Annotated in this window: 16 protein-coding genes; 13 read left to right on the top strand and 3 right to left on the bottom strand. The window is 68.4% G+C overall.

The window, feature by feature from the left end; all coding sequences use genetic code 11:
- The first annotated feature begins 30 nt into the window (after window positions 1-30).
- From PKD89_RS00840 to PKD89_RS00850, 3 genes are read left to right on the top strand one after another with little or no spacing between them, the layout of a single operon-like run.
- Complete coding sequence (locus PKD89_RS00840; protein ID WP_324332216.1) at window positions 31-4,236, top strand: glycosyltransferase; 4,206 nt, start codon at window positions 31-33, stop codon at window positions 4,234-4,236.
- On the top strand, window positions 4,233-5,846 hold the full coding sequence (locus tag PKD89_RS00845; RefSeq protein ID WP_289010731.1) for a DUF5719 family protein: 1,614 nt from the start codon (window positions 4,233-4,235) through the stop codon (window positions 5,844-5,846). Before PKD89_RS00840 ends, PKD89_RS00845 begins: the two co-directional genes overlap by 4 nt.
- Before the next feature lies 1 nt (window position 5,847).
- Complete coding sequence (locus PKD89_RS00850; protein WP_287389548.1) at window positions 5,848-6,285, top strand: hypothetical protein; 438 nt, start codon at window positions 5,848-5,850, stop codon at window positions 6,283-6,285.
- On the opposite strand, the gene PKD89_RS00855 is transcribed toward PKD89_RS00850, so the two are convergent.
- Window positions 6,282-7,187, bottom strand: coding sequence for a DUF6777 domain-containing protein (locus tag PKD89_RS00855; protein ID WP_289010730.1), 906 nt, complete (start codon window positions 7,185-7,187; stop codon window positions 6,282-6,284). The two genes, PKD89_RS00850 and PKD89_RS00855, sit on opposite strands and share 4 nt — an antisense overlap.
- A 147-nt stretch (window positions 7,188-7,334) precedes the next feature.
- The gene (ftsH, locus tag PKD89_RS00860) at window positions 7,335-9,260 is read right to left on the bottom strand and encodes an ATP-dependent zinc metalloprotease FtsH (RefSeq protein ID WP_287377738.1); all 1,926 of its coding nucleotides are present in this window, start codon (window positions 9,258-9,260) and stop codon (window positions 7,335-7,337) included.
- Window positions 9,261-9,498: 238 nt separating this feature from the next.
- Here ftsH and PKD89_RS00865 point away from each other — a divergent pair, with 238 nt between their 5' ends.
- The 10 genes from PKD89_RS00865 to PKD89_RS00910 all read left to right on the top strand — a co-directional run bounded on the left by PKD89_RS00865 (window position 9,499) and on the right by PKD89_RS00910 (window position 19,595).
- Window positions 9,499-9,738 carry a DUF3499 family protein gene (locus PKD89_RS00865; RefSeq protein ID WP_287377735.1) on the top strand — a complete coding sequence of 80 codons (240 nt, stop codon included), beginning with the start codon at window positions 9,499-9,501 and terminating at the stop codon, window positions 9,736-9,738.
- 8 nt (window positions 9,739-9,746) lie between these two features.
- On the top strand, window positions 9,747-10,529 hold the full coding sequence (locus PKD89_RS00870) for a type II CAAX endopeptidase family protein (protein WP_287377734.1): 783 nt from the start codon (window positions 9,747-9,749) through the stop codon (window positions 10,527-10,529).
- A 52-nt stretch (window positions 10,530-10,581) separates the two neighbouring features.
- The gene (locus PKD89_RS00875) at window positions 10,582-13,488 is read left to right on the top strand and encodes a hypothetical protein (protein ID WP_289010729.1); all 2,907 of its coding nucleotides are present in this window, start codon (window positions 10,582-10,584) and stop codon (window positions 13,486-13,488) included.
- A gap of 56 nt (window positions 13,489-13,544) precedes the next feature.
- Window positions 13,545-14,912 carry a phosphomannomutase/phosphoglucomutase gene (locus tag PKD89_RS00880; protein WP_287377730.1) on the top strand — a complete coding sequence of 456 codons (1,368 nt, stop codon included), beginning with the start codon at window positions 13,545-13,547 and terminating at the stop codon, window positions 14,910-14,912.
- A 46-nt stretch (window positions 14,913-14,958) separates the two neighbouring features.
- Window positions 14,959-15,207: a Trm112 family protein gene (locus PKD89_RS00885; protein ID WP_287377728.1), complete on the top strand. Its 249-nt coding sequence runs from the start codon at window positions 14,959-14,961 to the stop codon at window positions 15,205-15,207.
- Window positions 15,204-16,259 (top strand): SIS domain-containing protein, encoded by a 1,056-nt coding sequence (locus PKD89_RS00890; protein ID WP_287377725.1) that lies wholly within the window; start codon window positions 15,204-15,206, stop codon window positions 16,257-16,259. The genes PKD89_RS00885 and PKD89_RS00890 overlap by 4 nt, the downstream gene beginning before the upstream one ends.
- A 79-nt stretch (window positions 16,260-16,338) precedes the next feature.
- Entirely contained in the window at window positions 16,339-17,787 is a 1,449-nt protein-coding gene (gene ahcY, locus PKD89_RS00895; RefSeq protein WP_287377723.1) for an adenosylhomocysteinase, read from the top strand.
- 144 nt (window positions 17,788-17,931) lie between these two features.
- Window positions 17,932-18,861, top strand: a complete 930-nt coding sequence (locus tag PKD89_RS00900) for an SDR family NAD(P)-dependent oxidoreductase (RefSeq protein ID WP_289010728.1) — start codon at window positions 17,932-17,934, stop codon at window positions 18,859-18,861.
- A gap of 86 nt (window positions 18,862-18,947) precedes the next feature.
- A complete protein-coding gene (locus tag PKD89_RS00905; protein ID WP_287377720.1) occupies window positions 18,948-19,184 on the top strand; it encodes an AbrB/MazE/SpoVT family DNA-binding domain-containing protein in 237 nt (78 codons plus the stop codon).
- Between the two features lie 3 nt (window positions 19,185-19,187).
- Window positions 19,188-19,595: a PIN domain-containing protein gene (locus tag PKD89_RS00910; protein ID WP_289010727.1), complete on the top strand. Its 408-nt coding sequence runs from the start codon at window positions 19,188-19,190 to the stop codon at window positions 19,593-19,595.
- A gap of 26 nt (window positions 19,596-19,621) precedes the next feature.
- On the opposite strand, the gene PKD89_RS00915 is transcribed toward PKD89_RS00910, so the two are convergent.
- The gene (locus PKD89_RS00915) at window positions 19,622-20,899 is read right to left on the bottom strand and encodes an HD domain-containing protein (protein WP_289010726.1); all 1,278 of its coding nucleotides are present in this window, start codon (window positions 20,897-20,899) and stop codon (window positions 19,622-19,624) included.
- Between the last annotated feature and the right edge of the window lie 36 nt (window positions 20,900-20,935).

Here is a 20,935-nt window from a genome sequence, read left to right on the forward strand (position 1 = left end):
CATTAGTCTCGCTTTCTGCCGGGCGGTGCGATGACGTCGAGCCGCGCACGTGGAGGTCTGACTATCTCGACCCGGGCCAAGAACCCCCAAGACAACCAGAGCGCACAGGCGCCGCGCGCCACCACCTCGGGCACCGGCGCGCCCGCCGTGGTCGTCGTGCTGGTGACCCACAATCCCCAGGAGACCTTCGAGACGACGCTGGCGTCGCTCGAAGCCCAGGATTATGCCAACCAGGCCGTGCTCGTGTTCGACAACGACAGCGACGAGCCGGTCGATGGCCGGGTGAAGGCCGTCCTGTCGGACGCACACGTCGTGCGCCTGGCCGCCAACCGCGGTTTCGGCGCTGCTGCCAACCGTGCGCCGGCCGTGGTCAAGGGCGCCTCCTTCTACCTGTTCTGCCACGACGACGTGTACCTGGAGCCGAACACGGTGTCGGCGCTGGTGGCCGAGGCCTTCCGGTCGAACGCCGGGGTGGTCGGCCCGAAGTTCGTCGACTGGGACGAGCCCGAGATGCTGCTCGACGTGGGTCGGGCGATCGACAAGTTCGCCTTCCCGGCACCGGTCACTGAGCCGGGGGAACTCGACCAGGCCCAGCACGACGCCGTGCGGGACACCTTTTCGGTCAACGGCGCCACCATGTTGGTGCGCGCCGACCTCTTCGAGGCCGTCGACGGGTTTCCATCGGACTTCAGCGCCTACGAGGAGGACACCGACCTGTGCTGGCGGGTGCACCTGGCCGGCGCCCGGGTGATCGTCACCTCGGACGCCGTCGTGCGCCACCGGGAGGCGACGCTGCGCGAGGTCCCCGCCGCCGAACGCCTGCGCAGCCAGTACGCCCACCGGGCCCGGATGGTGCTGACCAACTACTCCGGCGCCCACCTGGCCCGTGTGCTGCCCCAGGCGGTGTTGTTTTCGCTGGGTGACTTGATCCTCAACCTGTTGGCGTTCCGTTGGGTGCGGGCGGCCGACGTGGCCCTGGCGTGGACCTGGAATGTGGCCCACCTGCCGAGGTCGCTGGCGATCCGTCGCCAGGTCAAGGGGTTCCGCCGATCGCCCGACACCGAGATACGCAAGCTCCAGGTCGGTGGATCGGCCCGGGTCACCGCATTTGTGCGGGGCACGGTTGGCGAGGGCGCAGCGCGCTTCAACACCGGTGCCCAGCAGTCGCGCACCGTCGTACAGCGACTTCGGGAGGGTCCATCCCAGGTGGCCGCCCTGGCATCGGTGTTGATCGCCCTGGTGCTGATCATCGGCAGCCGCAGCGTGATCCTGGGCGACATCCCCATCATCCGGGAGTTCTCCGGCACCGGCACCTCCTGGTCGTCGATGTTGCGCGAGTACTGGGATGGTTGGCGCACGACCGGGCTGGGTGCGACCGCCCCGACGCCGACCCTCGTCGGGCTGGTCGGATCGCTGTCCACGTTGCTTTTCGGCGGCGAGGGGCTGGTCCGCAACCTGCTGATCGTCGGGTGCCTGCCCGCCGGTGTGACCGGCGCCTGGTGGATGGCGCGGGGCGGCTCGAGCAGCAAGACGCGGGCGCTGATGATGGTGGCCTACGTGATCACCCCGGTGCCCTACAACGCCATCGCCGAGGGCCGCTGGGGGGCGTTGGGCCTGTGGGCGGGCCTGCCGTGGATGGTGGGCCTGCTCGGTCGTTCGGCCGGGGCCATGCCCTTCGCCGGCTCGGAATTCCCCACGCTGAAAGGCCTGCGGGCCACGGTGGCGCTGGGGCTGGTGACCGCTGCGGTCACCACCGTCCTGCCGCTGGCACCGTTGCTGATGGTGATCGTTGCGCTGTTGATGGCGGCGGTCGGCACGCTCGACCGCTCCGACCTGGCCCGGTGGGAGCGGGCGGTGCCCACCGCGATCGGCGCCTCGGCGATCGCCTTTGTGCTGCACCTGCCCTGGGCGATCGGGCTGCTCTTGCCGCTCCCGTCCTGGAGCGAGATCGTCGGGCCGGTCAGCACCGCCGGTGGCCCGGTGGCGCTGCGCGACCTGGTGTGGCTCGACTCCGGCCCCAACAGCTTCGGGCTCGTGCTGGTCGGGCTGCACCTTGCCGGCGCGTTCGCCATCCTCGTCGGTCGGGAGTGGCGGTTTCGACTGGCTGCGCAGGGATGGGCGATCGCCCTGGTCGGTTGGGTGCTCGCCTGGATGGGCGAGGCGCGCATCGGGCCGGTGCTGCCTCCACCGGAGGTGACGCTGATGCTGCCTGTGATCGGGTTGTCGTTGGCCATCGGTGCCGGCCTGGCCGCATTTGAACGCGATGTCGCCGGCAGCGACTTCGGCTTCCGGCAGGTGTTTTCGATGGTCGCCGCCACCCTGATGGTCGTGGCGTCGGTCGCCTGGGTGGCACGCTCGGCCAACGGACGCTGGGGCCTGCCCGAGGAGGGCAACCTGGCGGTGGTCGGCACGTTGACCTCCCAGGCACCCGAGGGTGAGTACCGCACGCTGTGGCTCGGAGACGCCGACGTGTTACCGATGGGCTCATGGACGCTGTCCAACGGATCGAGCTTTGCGACGACCTCCGGCCTGTTCCCCCGCATTGGCGACTGGTTCGAAGGACCTTCGTCGAAGGGCACCGACACGCTCAAGGAGGCGCTCGAGGACGCGGTGGCCGGCAAGACCACCCGCCTGGGGCGCCTGCTGGGGGCGATGGGCATCAAGTACGTGGTCGTCGCCCAATCGGGAGCGCCGCTGGCCTACGACAAGGGCAAGGCGGTGGTCAAGCCCCCTGACAGCACGGTCAACGCCCTCGACGAGCAGCTCGACCTGGCCCGCCTGTCGGTGTCGAAGTCCGTGTTCATCTACGACAACTCGGCATTCACTCCCGAGGTGGCCGAGCTGCCGTCGGGTGCGCTCGACAAGGCGGGCAGCGACCTGGCAGCGATCCTGACCACCGATCTGAGCGGGGCCAAGGCGGCGCTTCCCGAGCGGGGACGGTTTGCCGACGGGTCCGGTGAGCTGGCCGATGACGTCGAGCTGTACGTTGCTCGAACCCACGATGCCAACTGGACCCTCACCGTCGGCGATGCCGAGGTCGAGCAGCGCCCTGCCTTCGGCTGGGCGTCCCAGGCGAGCATCTCCTCGGGCGGCGATGCCAGGCTGGTGTACTCGCCGCCGTTGGTGCGCAACCTGGCGGTCATCGTGCAGCTGCTTGCCCTGGTGGCAGCGATCAACATCGTCAGCCGACGCAGGACCGGGGTGATCAAGGTGGGCGGCCTCAAGCGGATGCTGGCCGACCGACGGGAGCTCGTTGCCGAGCGGAAGCTGCGGCGGGAACAGGAGCCAGAGGTGGACGGACCGCTGCTCCCCACCTCGGAGCTTCCGACGTTCACCATGGAAGGGGAGGAGGAGCTCTACGAGCCGCCCGAGAGCGACGGGTCCTTCGATGACGACGAGGAGCCGAGCCTCGACAGCGGTGCCCCAGCGGGCCTCGGTGAGGAAGCGCAACCGGGGTTCGACGCCGATGCCAAGCCGGATGCTGCTCGCCCTGCGCCCGTGGCTTCCGATCGTGACGGCCCAACGACGCCGGACGGCCCGGCTCGACCCACCCCTCGGGATGGGGACGACGAGGCTGCGCCCGAGGTTCGGCCCGAGGCTGCGCCGGCTGCCCCGCCCGAGACCGTTACCCGGGAGACGTCGGAGGCCGACCGACGTGCCACGACCGAGGGCGATGAGGACACCGGGCTGGCCGACGAGCCCCAACTGCTCGACGACAAGGCCGAGTGGGACCCCGGCGAGCTGGAGCCCGAGTGGATGGCCGAGCCGCCGGCGGTGCGCCGCCGTCGTCGTCGTCGCCGCAACGTCGTGTTGCCCGGCGAAACCGAAACCGAAACCGAGACCGAGGCCGTCGTCGAGCCGTCCGGGGAGGAGCAGCCCGATGTCATCCCGTTCGGCGGCGGGGGCTCCGACGCTGAAGGGCCTGGCGACGAGGATGCAGCCGTCGCCGGTTCTGAGGACCATCCGGCAGGCAGCGGGCGCGGGCGCCGCCAGCGGCCACGGCTGCGGTTGGTGCGCGGCCGTCAAGACGATGAGCCCGATGAGCGCGACGCTGACGAGCCAGATGCGGCCCAGCCGGCAGGTGGCCCGGCGGTGTCGGAGACGGGCGATACAGACGAGGAAGCACCGCCGCCGGTCGTGCGACGCCGTCGCTCCCGTCGCAACGGCGAGGAGGGCCGCACACCGGGCGAGGAGCGAGAGCCAACCGGTGACGACCCGAACGAGGAGCGGCCGTGAAGTTTGTCCGAATGGGCGTGATCACCGCGGTGTTGGCGGTGCTGGCCGCACTGTCCGCCGTCAGCTTGGACGGTCGACGGGCGGACTCTGCCGGGGAGCAGGTGGAACAGCGCCTCGGCCTCCTCAACGAGATGGTGACCGCCGACCCCGCCGGGACGCTCGACTCGACCTGGTACTGCGCGGCCACCCGGGTGTTGGAGGCCGGCAGCAGCAAACATGAGGTGCTGATTTCCAACGGCTCCGACGAGCCTGTCAACGTCGAGCTGCGGGCCGTCCCGCTGAACACGAAGGCCAAGGTGCAACCCCCTCAGAAGCTGGAGGTGGCCGCCAACAGCGTGGTCGTCTTCGATGCGTCCACCTTGTCGAAGGAGTCGTCGGCGGCGGTTGTCGTCGAGGTTCGCTCCGGCGAGGTGGTCGTCTCCCACCGGCTGACCAACGGCACGGGCAGCTCACAGGCGCCGTGCACCTCCCGCCCGTCGGGCTCGTGGGACTTCCCGTACGTCAACACCGAGAAGGACGCCACGGCCCGGCTGTTTCTGTTCAACCCCTACCCGGTTGCGGTGAGCGTTGACGTCACGCTGTCGACCACCGAGTACGTGCGGGTTCCCGCAGAGCTCAGCGGTGAGAGCGTTGCCCCCGGTCAGGTGAAGGTGATCAACCTCAACGAGCGTGCCCCCCGCCGGGACCGCCTGTCGGTGAGCGTGCGGTCCAGATCCGGGCTGCTGATCGCCGAGGTGGTGCAGACGTTCTCGAAGGACAACCTGGAGTTCAACCTGTCCTCGGGCGAGGGCGGCGACGGCAAGGTGGACAAGGAGGAGATCGGCGAGCAGCCGGTGAAACGACGAGGCGTGGCGCTCGTGTCGGGTAGCCCGCAAGCGACCACCCATGCCGGGTTCGTCGACGGGTTCACCCAAGGTGGGGTGATCGAGCAGTACGTGGTGTTGAACCCATCGGATCAGAACGCCGACGTCCAGCCGATCTGGATCACGCCGTACGGGCAGCCGCGTGACGGGATCGAGCCGCTGGCCAAGGTGATCCCGCCGGGCCGCGCCGAGACCATCTCGCTCGACCAGGAACAGCGAATCCCCCCAGAGGGGTTCCACCACGGGTTGGTGATCGCCGACCGGGGCGTGGCCAGCGCTCGGGTGCTGGTGAGCGTGGATGAGCGCAAGGACTCCACGGCGTCCGGCGACCAGCTGCGTCCCAAGCCGGCCACCGGCATCAGTATCTCACCGGGCATGCCCCTGGCCGCCGACCGCTGGTGGTCCGGTGGCATCACGCTGTCCGGCGACGATGAGGGCTGGCTGTTGGTCGACAACCCGTCCAGCACCGACTCGGCGTCGATCAAGTTGCTCGTCCACGGGGACGGCAAGGTGGAGGCGGCCGAAGGTCTTGACGACTTCAAGATCGAGGCCGGAGGCCAGCTGGCCATCGACCTCCGCAGCCTCAAGCTGCCTGCGGCAGCGTTGGTCGAGTTGCGGTCGACGGCTCCGGTACAGGTTGAGCAACGGTTGGTCAGCGCCGCTGCCGGCGACTACTCCTCGGGACCCGCCATACCCGATGCGAGCACGGTCGTGTCGCTGGCCGACGTCGTCGGATCGTCGGGTTGAGGTGATCGTTCAGCTGGTGATCGTCGCCGTCATCGTGGCGGTGACGATCGGGGTGGCGATCGCGTCCCGCCGCGTCGGTGGTGATGCCGCCCCGACCCCGAGCGGGTTCACCGTGCCTGGGCGGGTGGCGCGCAACGACTTCGAGCACCCCGAGCGGCCGTGGCTGGTGGCGGTGTTCACCTCGGAGACCTGTGACAGCTGCGCCGGTGTCGTCGAGCGGGCCGCCCCATTGGACTCGCCCGAGGTCGCCGTGGCGGCGGTCCCCGTGCAAGATCAGGCCGAGACCCATGCCAAGTACCGCATCGATGGGGTGCCGACCACGATCATCGCCGATGCGCACGGCACGGTGGTCGACAGCTTCCTCGGACCGGTGCAGACGATCCAGTTGTGGGACGCGGTCGCGGCGGCCCGGGCAGCGATTGAAGGCCCGGAGGGCTAGCCGTTTGCGATCGTGACCTGGTCGTCCGTGGCGGGGCTGTCCCCGTTGGGCGCTGTTCCCTGGTCGGACGCGCCGTCGACGACGCCGCCGCCGGTGTCGGTGGCGGTGGCGGGGCCATCCGTCGCCGTGCCGTCACCGCTGTCACCGCCGCCGTCCGTGTCACCAGATGTCGTGGTCTCATCGTCGGGGATCGATGACGTCGTCGATGACGTGGAGGTCGACGAGGAGGTCGACGAGGAACTGGTGGTGGTTGAACTGCTGGTCGAGGAACTGCTGGTCGAGGATGAGGACGTCGTCGGATCGCCGGTGGTGGTGGTGACCCACTCGGGCCGCTTGGCGCCGATCTCGGGTGCTGGGAGCAGCGGGTTGCCACACCGGCAGCGGGTCACCGGTCGTGGGCCGCCCGACTTGCCCGAGTCGTCCTTGTCGACGAGCACCGCTGTTCCGGCCTCGAGGTTTGACGCGACCGGGAACGGCTTGCCCTGATCGTTCAAACCGTGGTTGGTGAACTTCGTGTCCTCGCCCAGCACCTGCGGCTCCAGGGTGTCGATGTAACCATCGACATCGTCCTGACTCATGCCCAACACCTCGGCATAGGCGGCCTTGGCCTCCGGACGCTGATCGAGTTCGTCCTTCAGCATTTCCTTGTCGCAGCCGCCGCCTTGCCGGGCGCCGGCAAAGCCCTGGAAGACCGGACCGGTGTCCGGTGCGACGTCGACGGGAGCGGTAAAGGCGCCCTGGCCGGGCGCCGTCACGGATTCGAACACAAAGTCGCTCTCCTGCACCACGTCGTCACCGGCCGCTTCGTCGGTGTCGTTTCCGCAGCCGGCGGCCACCAGCGAGAATGCCGCCAGCCCGCCGATCAGTGCGCCGACAAGCGGCGAGTGGGTTCGTACACGCATGGTCATAGCCTCTCTCAGTGTTCTTGACCGGACGAGGCGACCCTAGCGCCGTGTTGTCCGGAATGCCGCGGAACGCCGTGAAGCGCGAAGAACGCCATCACAGCCCCCGTGGTGTACGCCGACAGGTTGGCCCTGCCGGCGAAGCCCTCAGTGCACCTCGGCGGTGTCGTGGGACGGGGTGTCGGATCGATCATCGCCCGAGCCAACGACCGAGTCGCTTGCGGGCTCGCTGGCGGTGAAGCTGCCGAGGTAATCGGCTGGCGGGGCCGAACCAGGGTCGGGCGGGTGGCCCGGTTCGCCGGTGCGTCCAACCTTCACCAGGCGCAGCACCTCGGCACCGTCGATCGTTTCGTGCTCGAGCAGCTGGCGGGCGACCAGATCCAGGCCGTTGCGCTCGGTGCGCAGCAGCTCGCGGCATCGGCTCTGGGCTCGACGCAGGATCTTCTCGGTCTCCTCGTCGATGACCCGGGCCATCTCGTCGGAGTACTCCTTGGTGCTCATCAGGTCGTCGCCGAGGAACACGGCGCCCTGGGATCCCCAGGCCATCGGCCCAACCCGCTCGGACATGCCCCATTCCTTCACCATCGAATGGGCGAGCTGGGTGGCCTTGACCAGGTCGTCGGCGGCGCCGGTCGACACCATCTCGAACGTGATCTCCTCGGCGGTGCGACCGCCGAGCATCATCACCAGGCGGTCCTCGATGAAGTTCTGGCGGTGGATGTGGCGTTCCTCGTCGGGCAGCGTCATCGTGACGCCCAACGCCATGCCGGCCGGGATGATCGTCACCTTGTGCAGCGGATCCATTTCGGGGAGCACCGCAGCGCACACCGCGTGGCCGGCCTCGTGGTAGGCGATCGCTTCCTTTTCGGTGTCGCTGAGCACCATCGACTCGCGCCGCTGGCCCATCATCACCCGGTCACGGGCGTCCTCGAAGTGGTGGGCATGGATCTCGGAGGCGCCTTCGCGCACGGCGAAGAGGGCGGCCTCGTTGACCAGGTTGGCCAGATCGGCGCCGGACATGCCAGGAGTGCCGCGGGCGACCAGGTTGAGGTCGACGTCCGGCGACATCTTCTTGGCCTTGACGTGCACCTCGAGGATGCGGCGCCGATCCTCGAGCTCGGGCAACGGTACGACGACCTGACGGTCGAAGCGGCCGGGACGCAGCAGGGCGGGATCGAGGATGTCGGGGCGGTTGGTCGCCGCCATCATGACGATGCCCTCGGTGGCCTCGAAGCCGTCCATCTCGCTGAGCATTTGGTTGAGCGTCTGCTCCCGCTCGTCGTGCCCGCCGCCCATGCCGGCCCCACGCTTGCGGCCGATCGAGTCGATTTCGTCGACGAAGATGATCGCCCGTCCGGCCTTGCGGGCCGATTCGAACAGATCGCGCACCCGGCTGGCGCCGACGCCGACGAACATCTCCATGAAGTCCGAACCGGTGACCGACATGAAGGGCACCCCGGCCTCGCCGGCGACCGCCCGGGCAATCAGGGTCTTACCGGTGCCCGGCGGGCCGACCAGCAGCACGCCCTTGGGCACGCGGGCACCGATCGCTGCGAAGCGGTCCGGCTCCTTGAGGAAGTCGACGACCTCCCGGATCTCCATCTTGACGCCGTCGTATCCGGCGACATCGGCGAAGGTCGTGCCCGGACGCTCGGACGAGTAGGTCTTGGCCTTGGAGCGACCGATCGACATGACGCCCGACATCTGGCCCGACGCACGGCGCTGCATCCAGGCGAAGAAACCGAGGATCAGGGCGAAGGGCAAGATGATCGAGAGCAGCGACAGCAGGCCGCTCTGCTGGGGAGTCTCGAAGGTGTACTCGACGTTGTTGTCCCTCAGGAGGACCTCGAGGTCCTGCGGGTTCTCGGCCGGGCCGGTCGACGTGAAGGTCTTGTCACCGTCGCCCTTGAAGGTGCCCTCGATCTTGCCGGTGGTGTTGTCCCAGGTGATGGACTTCACTTTGTCCTGCTTGACCTGGGCGACCAGCTGGTCGTACCGCAGCTCATCGGAGGGTGCCTCGGCGCTCGAGAAGTACAACACCGAGCCGATGACGATCGCGAGCAGGACGAACATCGACCAGCTCGGAAGCTTGCCGCCGAGGAAGCCACTCGGGGACGAGCCACCGGAGCCCTGACGTTGGGGGCCCTGGCCTGAGGGCTGCGGAGGTCGGGTCTGCTCTGGCATCGCAGGCAGTCTACGGGGTGCCACCACCATCGGCGACGCACGCCCCGGCACACTGTGGGGGATCCCAGGTAATCGTGGTCACGAGAGGGTCCATGAGCTGCTCGTCCCCGGCCGGTACGGTGTGAACATGAGTCGCACCGGGAGCAGAATATGTGCCCGCCCCTACTGCTCAAAGGTGGCAGCGGCCACCCTGTCGTATGCCTATGAGTCCGGGTCGGTGTGGTTGGACGACCTCACGGTGGATTCCCATCCGATGGTGCACGACCTGTGCGAGCTGCACGCCGACGCCGTGACCGTGCCCAAGGGATGGCGGGTGGTCGACCGCCGCAGAAGCGATGCCGTGGTTTCCCAGCTCGCCGTCGGTTAGCTCAACCGATGAACCAACGTTCGCGCCGGGAGGCCGCCAAGCCCACCCCCGACCCCGTGCTGACGCGTCTGGTCTGGCTCGCAGCCCTGTGGCTGGGGTCGCGGCTGATCGCTGGAGTGATCGCAGCGCCCTTCCTCGGCGAGGGCGCACAGCTCGACCCGGCACGCCTGGTGATCACCCAGGTGCCGTTCTGGGCGGCGACGGTCGGGGGGTTGTACTGGATCTCCCGCCGGGAGGGAGAGCGGTTCGGGCCCTTCGTGCGCTGGGGTTTCAAGCCCCCCGACGCCCTGGTCGGTCTGGTCGCCGGCTTTGGCCTGCACTGGGGCGTGAACCTGCTGTACCGGGCGCTCGACAGCGTCGGTGTCTCGGGAGACCCGTCCGAGTCGGCCCGCAAGCTGGTCGAGGCGTCGCCTGGCGTACTCGGCAAGGTGACGCTGGTCGTGATGGTGTCGGTGGGCGCGCCGTTGGTCGAGGAGCTTTACTACCGCGGCGTCGCCCAGCGCACTGCGGTCGAACTGGCGGGCGGCACGGCCGCACCGTGTGTCAACCGGCGCAGCGCGTTGGGTGCGGCGATCGGCATCGGGGCGGTGGCGGTGTTTTTCGCCCTCAGCCACATCAACTCCGGTGCCGACCTGATCCAGGTGCCCGGTCTGGTGCTGGTCGGGGTGGTGCTCGGCACCCTCACCTGGCGATTTGATCGGCTGGGCGCATCCATCGTTACCCACGGGGTGTTCAACCTGTGCAGCCTGCTGGTGCTGTGGGGCGTCTCAACTCCGCTGTTGGCCGGATAGTTCGCCCGCTCGTCGATGAGGAGTTGGTGTGCCGTCATGGCACCATGGGGCGATGACCGACCTGGCTGATTCCCCCGCGCCCGGGCACCTCACCGACCACGCCGGTCTGTCCGAACCGACACCCCTGGCCGATGGGCGCTCGGGTGGCGCCGGCCCGAGCGCCGGTCGTTCCGCCAAGCCGTCGATCGGTCGCCGCTGGCCCGGGGGCTTTTCGCCGGCGCAGGCGGCCAACTACGCGGTGCTGACGGCGGCGACCGTCTTCATCTTCGTGTCCCTCAACCGGGCCGGCGGGCTGTGGTCGCGCGCCACCCCGACCGGTGGGGACATGGGCGCCCACGTGTGGGGTCCCGCCTACCTGAAGGACACCCTGTTGGCGTCGTTCCGGCTGTCGGGCTGGAGCCAGGACTGGTACGCCGGGTTCCCCGTCTACACCTTCTACATGGTCGTGCCGGCGCTGGCGATCGTCGCACTCGACGTTGGCCTTCCCCCGTTGGTGGGGATCCCGCTGCTGGCCCTCAGCGTCGGCGCCCTCGTCTACGGCTGGTCGCTTTTTACCCATCGGCTGGCACGGGCGGCGATGGTCGTCGCAGCGGTGGTGATCATCCCGCTGTGCATCGACCTCGACCCCAACGTCGCGTTCAAGCTGGTGACGGTGTCGGGGTTGCTGGCGATGCCCTGGGCTGCGTACTTTCTGGGCACCTCGCTGCGGCTGCGCTTTCCCGGCCCGATGATGATGGTGATGGCCGCGCTGGTCTTCGTCTGGGACTCGCACTTCACGATCTACGGCGGCAACGCGGCGTCGACGATGGCGGGGGAATTTTCGTTCTCGATCGCGCTCGCCTTGGCGCTGGTCTTCCTCGGCGTCGTCGCCCGCGGCCTGGAGACCGGCCGCCATGCGTCGTTGGCGGTCGTTCTGTTCGGCCTGGTCGCCACCTGTCACGTCATTCCGACGTCCTACGCCATCGCCGGCGCCCTCGCACTGTGGGTGCTGCGCTTTGGGTGGCGTCAGCTCGCCTGGGTGGCCACCGTCGGGGTGTCCGGCACGTTGCTGGCGTCGTTCTGGATCGTGCCGTTTTTCCTGCGGCGCGCCTACCTCAACGATATGGGCTGGGAGAGGCTCGGCCCGCCTATCGATGACAAGCCGGCCACTTTCTGGCAGTACCTGCTTCCCAACACGATGCCCTACCACCAGATCATCATTGGCCTGGCGGTCATAGGGGCGGTGCTCAGCATCGTCAAAGCCAACCGGGCCGGCCTCACCTTCCTCGTCTGGACCGTCCTCGGCGCCTGCATGTTCCTGGTTTTGCCGCAGGGACGGTTCTGGAACGCCCGGGTCCTGCCGTTCTATATCCTGTCGCTCGACCTGCTCGCGGCCGTGGGCGTCACGTTGCTGATCGGCGCCCTGGCGTCCTTCGTTGCGTCGCAACCGCACTGGCGGACTGCCGCAACCGGGGTGCTCGCCGGAGCATCGGTGATCACGGTGTTCCTGGCGGTCGCGCTCCCGTTGGGGCTGCCACCCACCGCCAAGTCCACCGTCGTGAACGCCTCGACCGTCGTCGTCAGCCAGACCTCGGTGACCCAGCTCGACGGCCGTCAGTTCGGCCCCTTCCTGTCCACCCAATCCAACGTGGCCAGCAGCTGGGCAACCTGGAACTTCGCTGGTCTCGAGGCCAAGGACCGGTACCCGGAGTTCTCCAACCTGATAACGACGATGCGCCGCATCGGCGAGGAGCGGGGTTGCGGTCGGGCGATGTGGGAGTACTACGACGAGCTCGGTGATTACGGCACGCCCATGGCTCCGATGATGTTGCCCTACTTCACCGACGGCTGCATCGGCTCGATGGAGGGCCTGTACTTCGAGGCGTCGATGACCACGCCGTTCCACTTCCTCAACCAGGCGCTCCTCTCCGCCGTTCCGTCCCGCGCGATGCGCAACATGCCCTATCAGGGCCTCAACGTCGAGGAGGGTGTCAAGCGCCTCCAGCTGTATGGCGTGAAGTACTACCTCAGCCGCAGCAAGGCGGCCACCGACCAGGCCCGGGCGCTCACCGAGGGGCCCGACGCGATGCTCACCGAGGTGGCGGAGGTTCCCTCGCAGGGGCTCGCCGACGACACCGAGGTTGAACAACAGCCGTGGGTTATCTTCGAGGTGGCCAACTCCGAGCTGGTGAGCGGCCTGGACCACCAGCCGGTCGTGATGGACGACGTCGCCTCCAACCACGAGGCCTGGCTGGACCCGACCGTCGCTTGGTACAACGATTCCGGCGCCTGGTCCACGTTCCTTGCCGCCGACGGGCCGAAGGAGTGGACACGCGTGTCCTGCGGGAAGCGGCCTGGTGAGGTGAGCGTGGACGAGCCCTACGGGCGAGTCTGCGACGGGGTCGAGCCGAGCGAACCGGTGACCCCGGCCGAGGTGAGCGACATCGTCGTCGAGCAGCAGTCGATGTCGTTCACCGTCGACGAGGTGGGCAAGCCGGTCCTGGTCAAGATGAGCTACTTTCCCAACTGGCGGGCCGAGGGGGCCGAGGGCCCCTATCGCGTCGCACCCAACCTGATGGTCGTCGTGCCCACCAAGAACGACGTCACCTTGACCTACGGGCGCAGTTGGGTGGAGGTGCTGGGCGCGGCGCTGTCGCTGCTCGGCCTGGTGATCGTCGTCGCGCTGCTCGCGCTGAAGCTTCCCCGCTTTCGGCGGGCCTGGCAGTTCGCCTATGACGCCGAGACGAGCGATCCCGGGGCGCCGACCGCCAGGCAGTACTACGCACGCGCCTGGCCGTGGACGAGGAAGGGGTCATCGAGCCGCCGCAAAATGCCGGGGCCCGACGCGACACCGGAGTCCGCCGGGCCCTCGGGCCGCCGTGACCCCGACGCCACGTTGGAGCCATCGCCCGATTGGATTGTCGAGGCGCAGGCACCGGCAGACGTCGCCGACGACCCCGGGCAGGGGGACGACCGCTGATCGTGACGGCCCGCCACGTGGGTCGTCACCCCGGCTCAGCACTAGTGTTGCCGCCCGTGGCAGACTTGGACGGCATCTTTAAGGCCTACGACGTGCGAGGCCTGGTTCCCGACCAGCTCGATGAGCCGCTGGTCGAGCGGATCGGCGCTTCGTACGCCCGGTTTCTCATCGGCGGGACCGAGGGCGAGGTGGCCCCGTCTCGGGTCCTCGTCGGGCGCGACATGCGCCCGAGCGGACCCGGCTTCGTCGCAGCGTTCGCTCGCGGGGTGACCAGCCAAGGCCTCGATGTCGTCGACCTCGGCCTGTGTTCCACCGACGAGGTGTACTTCGCCAGCGGGTCGATGGACGCACCGGCGGCCATGTTCACGGCGTCGCACAATCCTGCGGGATACAACGGCATCAAGTTCTGTCGCTCCGGGGCGCGTCCCCTGGGGCTCGACAGCGGCCTCGATCGGGTTCGCGACGACGCTCGCGCCGACCTGGAGCCCATGGGCGAGCCCGGTGTGGTGACGACCGCCGACGTGCTCGAGCAGTTTGTTGACCACGTGCGCAGCTTCGTCGACGTCGACCGCCTCAGCCCCCTCTCGGTGGTCGCCGACGTTGCCAACGGCATGGGTGGCCTGGTCGTGCCCGCAGCGTTCGAGGGCCTCAACCCGAAGCTGGAGGTGATGTACGGCGAGCTCGACGGCAGCTTCCCCAACCACCCCGCCGACCCGCTGCAGCCCGAGAATCAGGCCGACCTCCGGGCCCGGGTGCTCGAGGTGGGTGCTGATGTGGGCCTGGCCTTCGACGGTGATGCCGACCGCGTGTTCCTGGTCGACGAGCAGGGCCAGGGTCTGTCGGGTTCGACAACGACGGCGATCATCGCCGCCGCCATGCTGCGCGAACACCCCGGTGCGACGATCATTCACAATCTGATCGTCTCGAAGGCGGTGCCGGAGGTGATCGCCGAGGGGGGCGGCGTCGCCGTTCGCACCCGGGTTGGACACAGCTACATCAAGGCGGTCATGGCCGAGCACGACGCCCTCTTCGGCGGCGAGCATTCGGCCCACTATTACTTTGCCGACAACTACCGGGCCGACTCCGGCCTGATCGCCGCCATGGTCGTTCTCGCCGAAATGTCCCGCAGCGGTCAACCCCTCTCGGAGCTGCGCCAACCCTTCGAGCGCTACGCCGCATCCGGCGAAATCAACTCGGTGGTCGCCGACCCGATCGGAACGATGGCCCGGGTCGAGGAGGCCTACATGGGTGCCGACCGCGATCATCTCGACGGCCTCACCGTCGATTTGGGTGATTGGTGGTTCAACCTTCGGTCCTCCAACACCGAACCGCTGTTGCGGCTCAACTTGGAGGCGGCCGACGACGAGGCGGTCGCCGAGCATTCCGCCGAGGTTTTGACGCTGATTCGAGGCAAGGAATCGTGATCTACCGTTCCATCACACTGAGACGACCCTGAAAGGAGCCAACCACATGGCGCTCTCCCCCGTGCTTTTGGAGGTGCTGGCCTGTCCCGAGGACAAAGGCCCCCTGTACTACCTGGAAGATGAGAACGCGTTGTACAACCCGCGCCTCACCCGCCGCTACCACATCACCGACGACATCCCGATCATGTTGATCGAGGAGGCCGAGACCGTCGACGCCGCCGAGGCCGAACGCATCACGGCCAAGATCGACGCTGACGGCATCTCGCCCACCTTCCCCGAAACCTCCGGTCAGTGAGCTCGCCCGACGCCTTGGTGCTCGACACGGTCGGCATGTTCGACGCGGCGTTCGGATTGCCCGACCAGATGGCCGCTGCGGTCGAAATCGCGTCGGCCGTCGACGGGCTTCCCGACGCGTCCAAGATCACCTCGTTGCTGATGGTGGGCATGGGCGGATCGGGTATCTCGGGCGATGTCGTGTCGCTGGTGGCCACCGACCACGGACGGGTACCCATCGACGTCAGCCGTCACTACGAGCTGCCGGCGTACGTGGGGCCTAACACCCTCGTGATGGCGGTGTCCTTCTCGGGCGGGACGGAGGAGACCGTCGTTGCCACCGAGGCCGCCATCGCCGCCGGCGCCCCGGTGGTCGCAGTGACCACCGGAGGCCGGCTGGGTGAGATGGTGTCTGCCGCTGGGGGCGCGGTCTGTGGCCTTCCCGACGGTATCCCGTTGCCGCGTGCGGCGATCGGCGCCGTCGGCCTGGCGCCGATCGTGCTCGCCACCCGGATGGGCCTGATGGACCACACCGCCGGCGCGGTCGACTCGGCGATCGAGGCGGCCGCCGCACGGCTGGAGGCCAACGCCGGCTTCACGCAGGGCACCGTCAACGACGCCCGTACCCTGGCACGCCGGATCGAGCGCACCCAGCCGATCATCTACGGGGGCGGACGGGTCGGCGAACTTGCCGCCTACCGTTGGAAGGCCCAGGTCAACGAGAACGCCAAGGCACCCGCCTACTGGGGCAGCGTCCCCGAGGTGTGCCACAACGAGATCTGCGCCTGGGGCCAACACGGCGACGTCACCCGCCAGGTCAACTCGATGGTGTACCTGCGCCACGACGGTGAGCACCCCAACGTCGCCCGCCGCTTCGATTTTCTCGCCCAGATCACCGCCGAGGTGGTCGCTGAGATCTTCGAGGTGCGGGCCAAAGGTGACTCGGCGCTGGCCCGCTTCTACGATCTGGCAGCGTTCGGCGACCTGGTCAGCCTGTGGATGGCGGTGGAAGCCGGCGTCGATCCTGGCCCGATCCCTGCCATCGCCGACCTGAAGGCCTACCTGGCCAACTAGGTGGTTCGCCGCCTGCCCGACCAACCCCGCACCGATTCGACGTCGTTGCGCACCCATTCGCAATCATGAGGAGACTTACATGCTGACCCCCGACGACTACAAGGTTGCCGATCTCTCGCTGGCCGGATTTGGCCGCAAGGAGATCGAGCTGGCCGAACACGAGATGCCCGGCCTGATGGCCATCCGCGCCCTGTTCACCGACGAGGCGCCGCTGAAGGGCGCGCAGATCACCGGCTCGTTGCACATGACGATCCAGACCGCAGTGCTGATCGAGACGCTGACCGCCCTGGGCGCCGAGGTGCGCTGGGCCAGCTGCAACATCTTCTCCACCCAGGACCACGCCGCCGCCGCGATCGCCGTCGGCCCCAACGGCACCCCCGACGCCCCCGACGGTGTGCCGGTGTTCGCATGGAAGGGCGAGACGCTCGAGGAGTACTGGTGGTGCACCGAGCAGGCGCTGCGTTGGCCCGGCACCGAGACCGGTGGCCCCAACATGATCCTCGACGACGGCGGCGACGCCACCCTGTACGTGCACAACGGCACCAAGTACGAGGCCGCGGGTGAGGTGCCCGAGGCCGACGAGGACGACCCCGACGAGTGGAAGGTCATCCTGGCCTCGCTCAAGGCGTCGCTGGCCGAGGACACCAACCGCTGGACCAAGATCGGTGCCGGCATCAACGGCGTCACCGAGGAGACCACCACCGGGGTGCACCGGCTGTACCAGATGTTCGAGTCCGGCGAGCTGCTGTTCCCGGCGATCAACGTCAACGACTCGGTCACCAAGTCCAAGTTCGACAACCTGTACGGCTGCCGTCACAGCCTGATCGACGGCATCAACCGCGCCGTCGACGTGATGCTCGGCGGCAAGACCGCAGTCGTCGCCGGGTACGGCGACGTCGGCAAGGGCTGCGCCCAGTCGTTCAAGGGCCAGGGCGCCCGGGTGATCATCACCGAGATCGACCCGATCTGCGCGCTGCAGGCCGCCATGGAGGGCTTCCAGGTCGCCCGCCTCGAGGACGTGATCGGCACCGCCGACATCTTCATCTCCTCCACCGGCAACAAGAACGTGATCACCCTCGATCACATGGCCGCCATGAAGCACCAGGCGATCGTCGGCAACATCGGCCACTTCGACAACGAGATCGACATGTCCGGGCTGCTGCGCAGCTCCGACATTCAGCGGGTGACCGTCAAGCCGCAGGTCGACGAGTTCACCTGGCCCGACGGGCACTCGATCATCATGTTGTCCGAGGGGCGCCTGCTCAACCTGGGTAATGCCACCGGCCACCCCAGCTTCGTGATGAGCTGCTCGTTCTCCAACCAGGTGCTGGCCCAGATGGAGCTGCACCAGTCGATTGAGAACTACCCGCTGGGCGTGCACCGTCTGCCCAAGCAGCTCGACGAGGACGTCGCCCGCTACCACCTGGACGCCCTCGGCGTGCGCCTGACGACGCTGACCGACGACCAGTCCAAGTACCTGGAGATCCCCAAGGACGGGCCCTACAAGCCCGACCACTACAAGTACTAAACCCCTCGCCTTCGGCGATTCTGGTTTCGAGCGTGGCCCGAGAGTTGATCCTCTCGGGTCACGTCCGTTTTGGTGCGACTCGAATCGCCGCCTTCTCGCCATCGGTCACCGTCGGTTCGGTACAGTCCGGCCGAGGGGGAACTCATGACCGACGCAAGTGATTGGGCGGGGAAGGTGGCCGTGGTCACCGGCGGCGGGTCGGGCATCGGGGCGGCGCTGTGCCGACGCTTCGCCGAGGCGGCCATGTCGGTGGTCGTCGCCGACGTCGACGCGGTCGCGGCCGCCGACGTGGCCACCCACCTCACCGAGGATGGCGTGCTGGTCGGCGGCGCCCGTGCGATACCGATCGCGGTCGATGTTGCGTCGGCCGACGACGTTGCGGCGCTCGGGGAGGCCACGATGGACGCATTCGGTGGCGTGCATCTGGTGTGCAACAACGCCGGGGTGTCGGCGGGTGGACTCTCCTGGGAGGTGCCGTTGGCCGACTGGCAATGGGTGATGGAGGTCAACCTGTGGGGCGTCGTCTACGGAGTACGGACGTTCGTACCGCTGATCGTCGGATCGGGCGGCGGCCACATCGTCAACACCGCGTCGATGGCGGGGCTGACCTCGCCGCCGTTCATGTCTCCCTATTCGGTGTCCAAGCACGGCGTGGTGGCCCTGTCCGAGGCGCTGTACCACGAGCTGTCGTTTACCCACCCGGAGGTTGGCGCCTCGGTGCTCTGCCCCGGTTGGGTGCGCACCCGCATCCACGAGGCCGGCCGAAACCGGCCGGCGCGGCACGGCGGGCCGACATCGTTCGCCGAGGCAGGCGAGGGGGACGCGGCGGCGAGCGGAATGGGTGACGTGGTCAGCCAGCTGATCGAGTCGGGCATGGAACCGACCGACGTGGCCGACCTCGTGTGGTCGGCCGTGCTGCAACGTCGATTTTGGGTGTTCACCGGTGACGACTGGATCGCCATGGCCGCCGAGCGGGCTCGCGGCGCCTTCGCCGGCATGAACCCACAACTGCAGATCCCCGGCGTTGATCTCACCGACGACGCGGTGGGTCCTGAGGACACGCCGACCGACTGACCGGTGGCCTCGTCGTGATCAACACGGCCCGCCCCGGCCCGAAATGTGGCATGTGAAATTGGGAACTGACTGGTAGCGTCATGGGAATGGAAGCAACCATTGACGCTGTTGGACGCCTCGTCGTGCCGAAGCCACTGCGAGAAGCGCTCGGGCTCGAGGCTGGCTCGACGGTCGACATCAGCCTGTACGGTCCTGGCCTTCAGCTCGTTCCCCAAGGCAGGACGGCTCGGTTGCAGACGGTGGACGGACAGTTGGTCGCCGGGTCGGACACCGTCATCGATGATGACACGGTGCTTGGCCTGATCGATGCGGGACGGAGATGATGAGTGGAAGTCGCCGTGGATACGAGCGTCGCCGTCCCCCTGATCATGCAGGCTCACACGTCCCACCGGCAGGTTCGAGGGGCCCTTGTCGGCAGGTCGCTTGTGCTCACCGGGCACTCCTTGGCTGAGACCTACAGCGTGCTGACCCGGCTCCCGGGGGACGCACGGCTGGCGGCGCACGACGCTGCCACCGTGATTGCAGCGACCTTTGGAGCACCGGCGCTCCTGGCTCCAGAGTCTGCAGCAACGATGCACACGACGTTGGCGAAGTTGGGCATAGCTGGAGGCGCCGTCTACGACGGCTTGGTTGCGCTGGCCGCCCTCGACAATGGGCTCGGCCTAATCAGCCGAGACAACCGCGCTGCAGCGACGTACGCGACGCTCGGTGTTGAGGTTGAGATGATCCGGTGAGGTAGGGGTTGCGCCACCGGTCACGCTTAGCGAAGCCCAAGGGTGTCGATCCCGGTGGGCAGCTTGGCCGGGTCCCAGCCGAGCCTGGCAAGGGCCTGACCACAGGCGTAGCGGTCGGTCATGCCCCCCACCCAGCGCACGGCCGCCCTCGTCGCCTCGGTCGAGCCGGCCGCGGGCCGTGCGCCGGATTGGCCCCGCTCTGCGGCATCGTTGCCGAAGAGATCGACGGGCAGCATTCCCGGACGGTCGGCGTAGTACTCGACCAGTGCGGACAGGATGCTCACCACCGAGTCGCCCGCCGCCACCGAAGCCGGTCGCAGGTAGATGTTGTCGTAGTTGAAGCGCCGGAAGGCAGCGAGGGCATCGGCGGCCTGGCCGGTCATCGCGATCACCCCGCAGCTGCGCCCCACCTCGATGACGTCGGCGATGAAGGCCCGCAGCTGTCCGGAGCGGACCCCGCTGCCGTAGGCCGCGACCTGTTGGGGTAGGGCCGAGCGGTCGACGATGCCGGCCGAGACCGCATCCTCGAAGTCGTGGGCGGTATAGGCAATGCGATCGGCCCAGCTGACGACGAGGCCCTCGGGCGTGGCCGGCCGCGGTCGTGACCAACTGTGGTTGCGGACCCCGTCGAGCGTCTGGGCGCACAGGTTGAGAGGTAGAAGCACCTCGTTTGCGCCCCAGACGGCGTGGTCGTAGCCCTCGCTGACATACGGGCTGAGCGCATCCTCGGAGGCGTGCCCCCCGGGGCCGTGCCCACAGTCGTGGCCGAGCGCGATCGCCTCGGTGAGCGCCACGTTGAGCCGCAGAGCCCCGGCGATCGCCACCGCCACCTGGGCCACCTCGAGGGCGTGGGTCAGTCGGGTGCGCTGGTGGTCGTCGGGGAAGATGAACACCTGCGTCTTGCCGGCCAGGCGACGAAAGGCGGAGGAGTGCAGGATGCGGTCACGGTCGCGTTCGAAACAGGTCCGCTCGGCGTCGGGTTCCTCGGGGCGGAGCCGGTCGCCGGCGCCGTGCGCCCTGGTGGCGCCGTCGGTCATCCAGGCGTGCTCGGCCCGTTCGCGGGCGACGCGGTCGGCTCGCTTCGTGGGGGAGGGGTTGCCGTCGGACGCTGCGATGCGCAGCGTGCCGCCCGCGTGAGCGGACCGCACCTGCTCGGCGTCCGTTTCGAGGCCGTCGGCGGGGTGGCCTGGTGTGTCGGCGGGATCGGCGGCGACGCGGTGCCCACCCATCGTGGCCGCCCAGCGACGGGTGCGTTCGCCGTCGGCGATCGACGGCTGGGAGTCCGTCGTGGAAGAGGTGCTCATGGAGGATGATCCTAGGGAGCCGCGGTGACATCCAAC

Origin of the sequence: Candidatus Neomicrothrix sp. (assembly GCF_035329545.1) — a bacterium.
Taxonomy (GTDB): domain Bacteria; phylum Actinomycetota; class Acidimicrobiia; order Acidimicrobiales; family Microtrichaceae; genus Microthrix; species Microthrix subdominans.

Coding starts and splice junctions, on each gene's coding strand:
- PKD89_RS00840 (WP_324332216.1), top strand. CDS start 31: ATGACGTCGAGCCGCGCACGTGGAGGTCTGACTATCTCGACCCGGGCC.
- PKD89_RS00855 (WP_289010730.1), bottom strand. CDS start 7,187: ATGCGTGTACGAACCCACTCGCCGCTTGTCGGCGCACTGATCGGCGGG.
- ftsH (WP_287377738.1), bottom strand. CDS start 9,260: ATGTTCGTCCTGCTCGCGATCGTCATCGGCTCGGTGTTGTACTTCTCG.
- PKD89_RS00865 (WP_287377735.1), top strand. CDS start 9,499: ATGAGTCGCACCGGGAGCAGAATATGTGCCCGCCCCTACTGCTCAAAG.
- PKD89_RS00870 (WP_287377734.1), top strand. CDS start 9,747: ATGAACCAACGTTCGCGCCGGGAGGCCGCCAAGCCCACCCCCGACCCC.
- PKD89_RS00875 (WP_289010729.1), top strand. CDS start 10,582: ATGACCGACCTGGCTGATTCCCCCGCGCCCGGGCACCTCACCGACCAC.
- PKD89_RS00885 (WP_287377728.1), top strand. CDS start 14,959: ATGGCGCTCTCCCCCGTGCTTTTGGAGGTGCTGGCCTGTCCCGAGGAC.
- ahcY (WP_287377723.1), top strand. CDS start 16,339: ATGCTGACCCCCGACGACTACAAGGTTGCCGATCTCTCGCTGGCCGGA.
- PKD89_RS00900 (WP_289010728.1), top strand. CDS start 17,932: ATGACCGACGCAAGTGATTGGGCGGGGAAGGTGGCCGTGGTCACCGGC.
- PKD89_RS00905 (WP_287377720.1), top strand. CDS start 18,948: ATGGAAGCAACCATTGACGCTGTTGGACGCCTCGTCGTGCCGAAGCCA.
- PKD89_RS00915 (WP_289010726.1), bottom strand. CDS start 20,899: ATGAGCACCTCTTCCACGACGGACTCCCAGCCGTCGATCGCCGACGGC.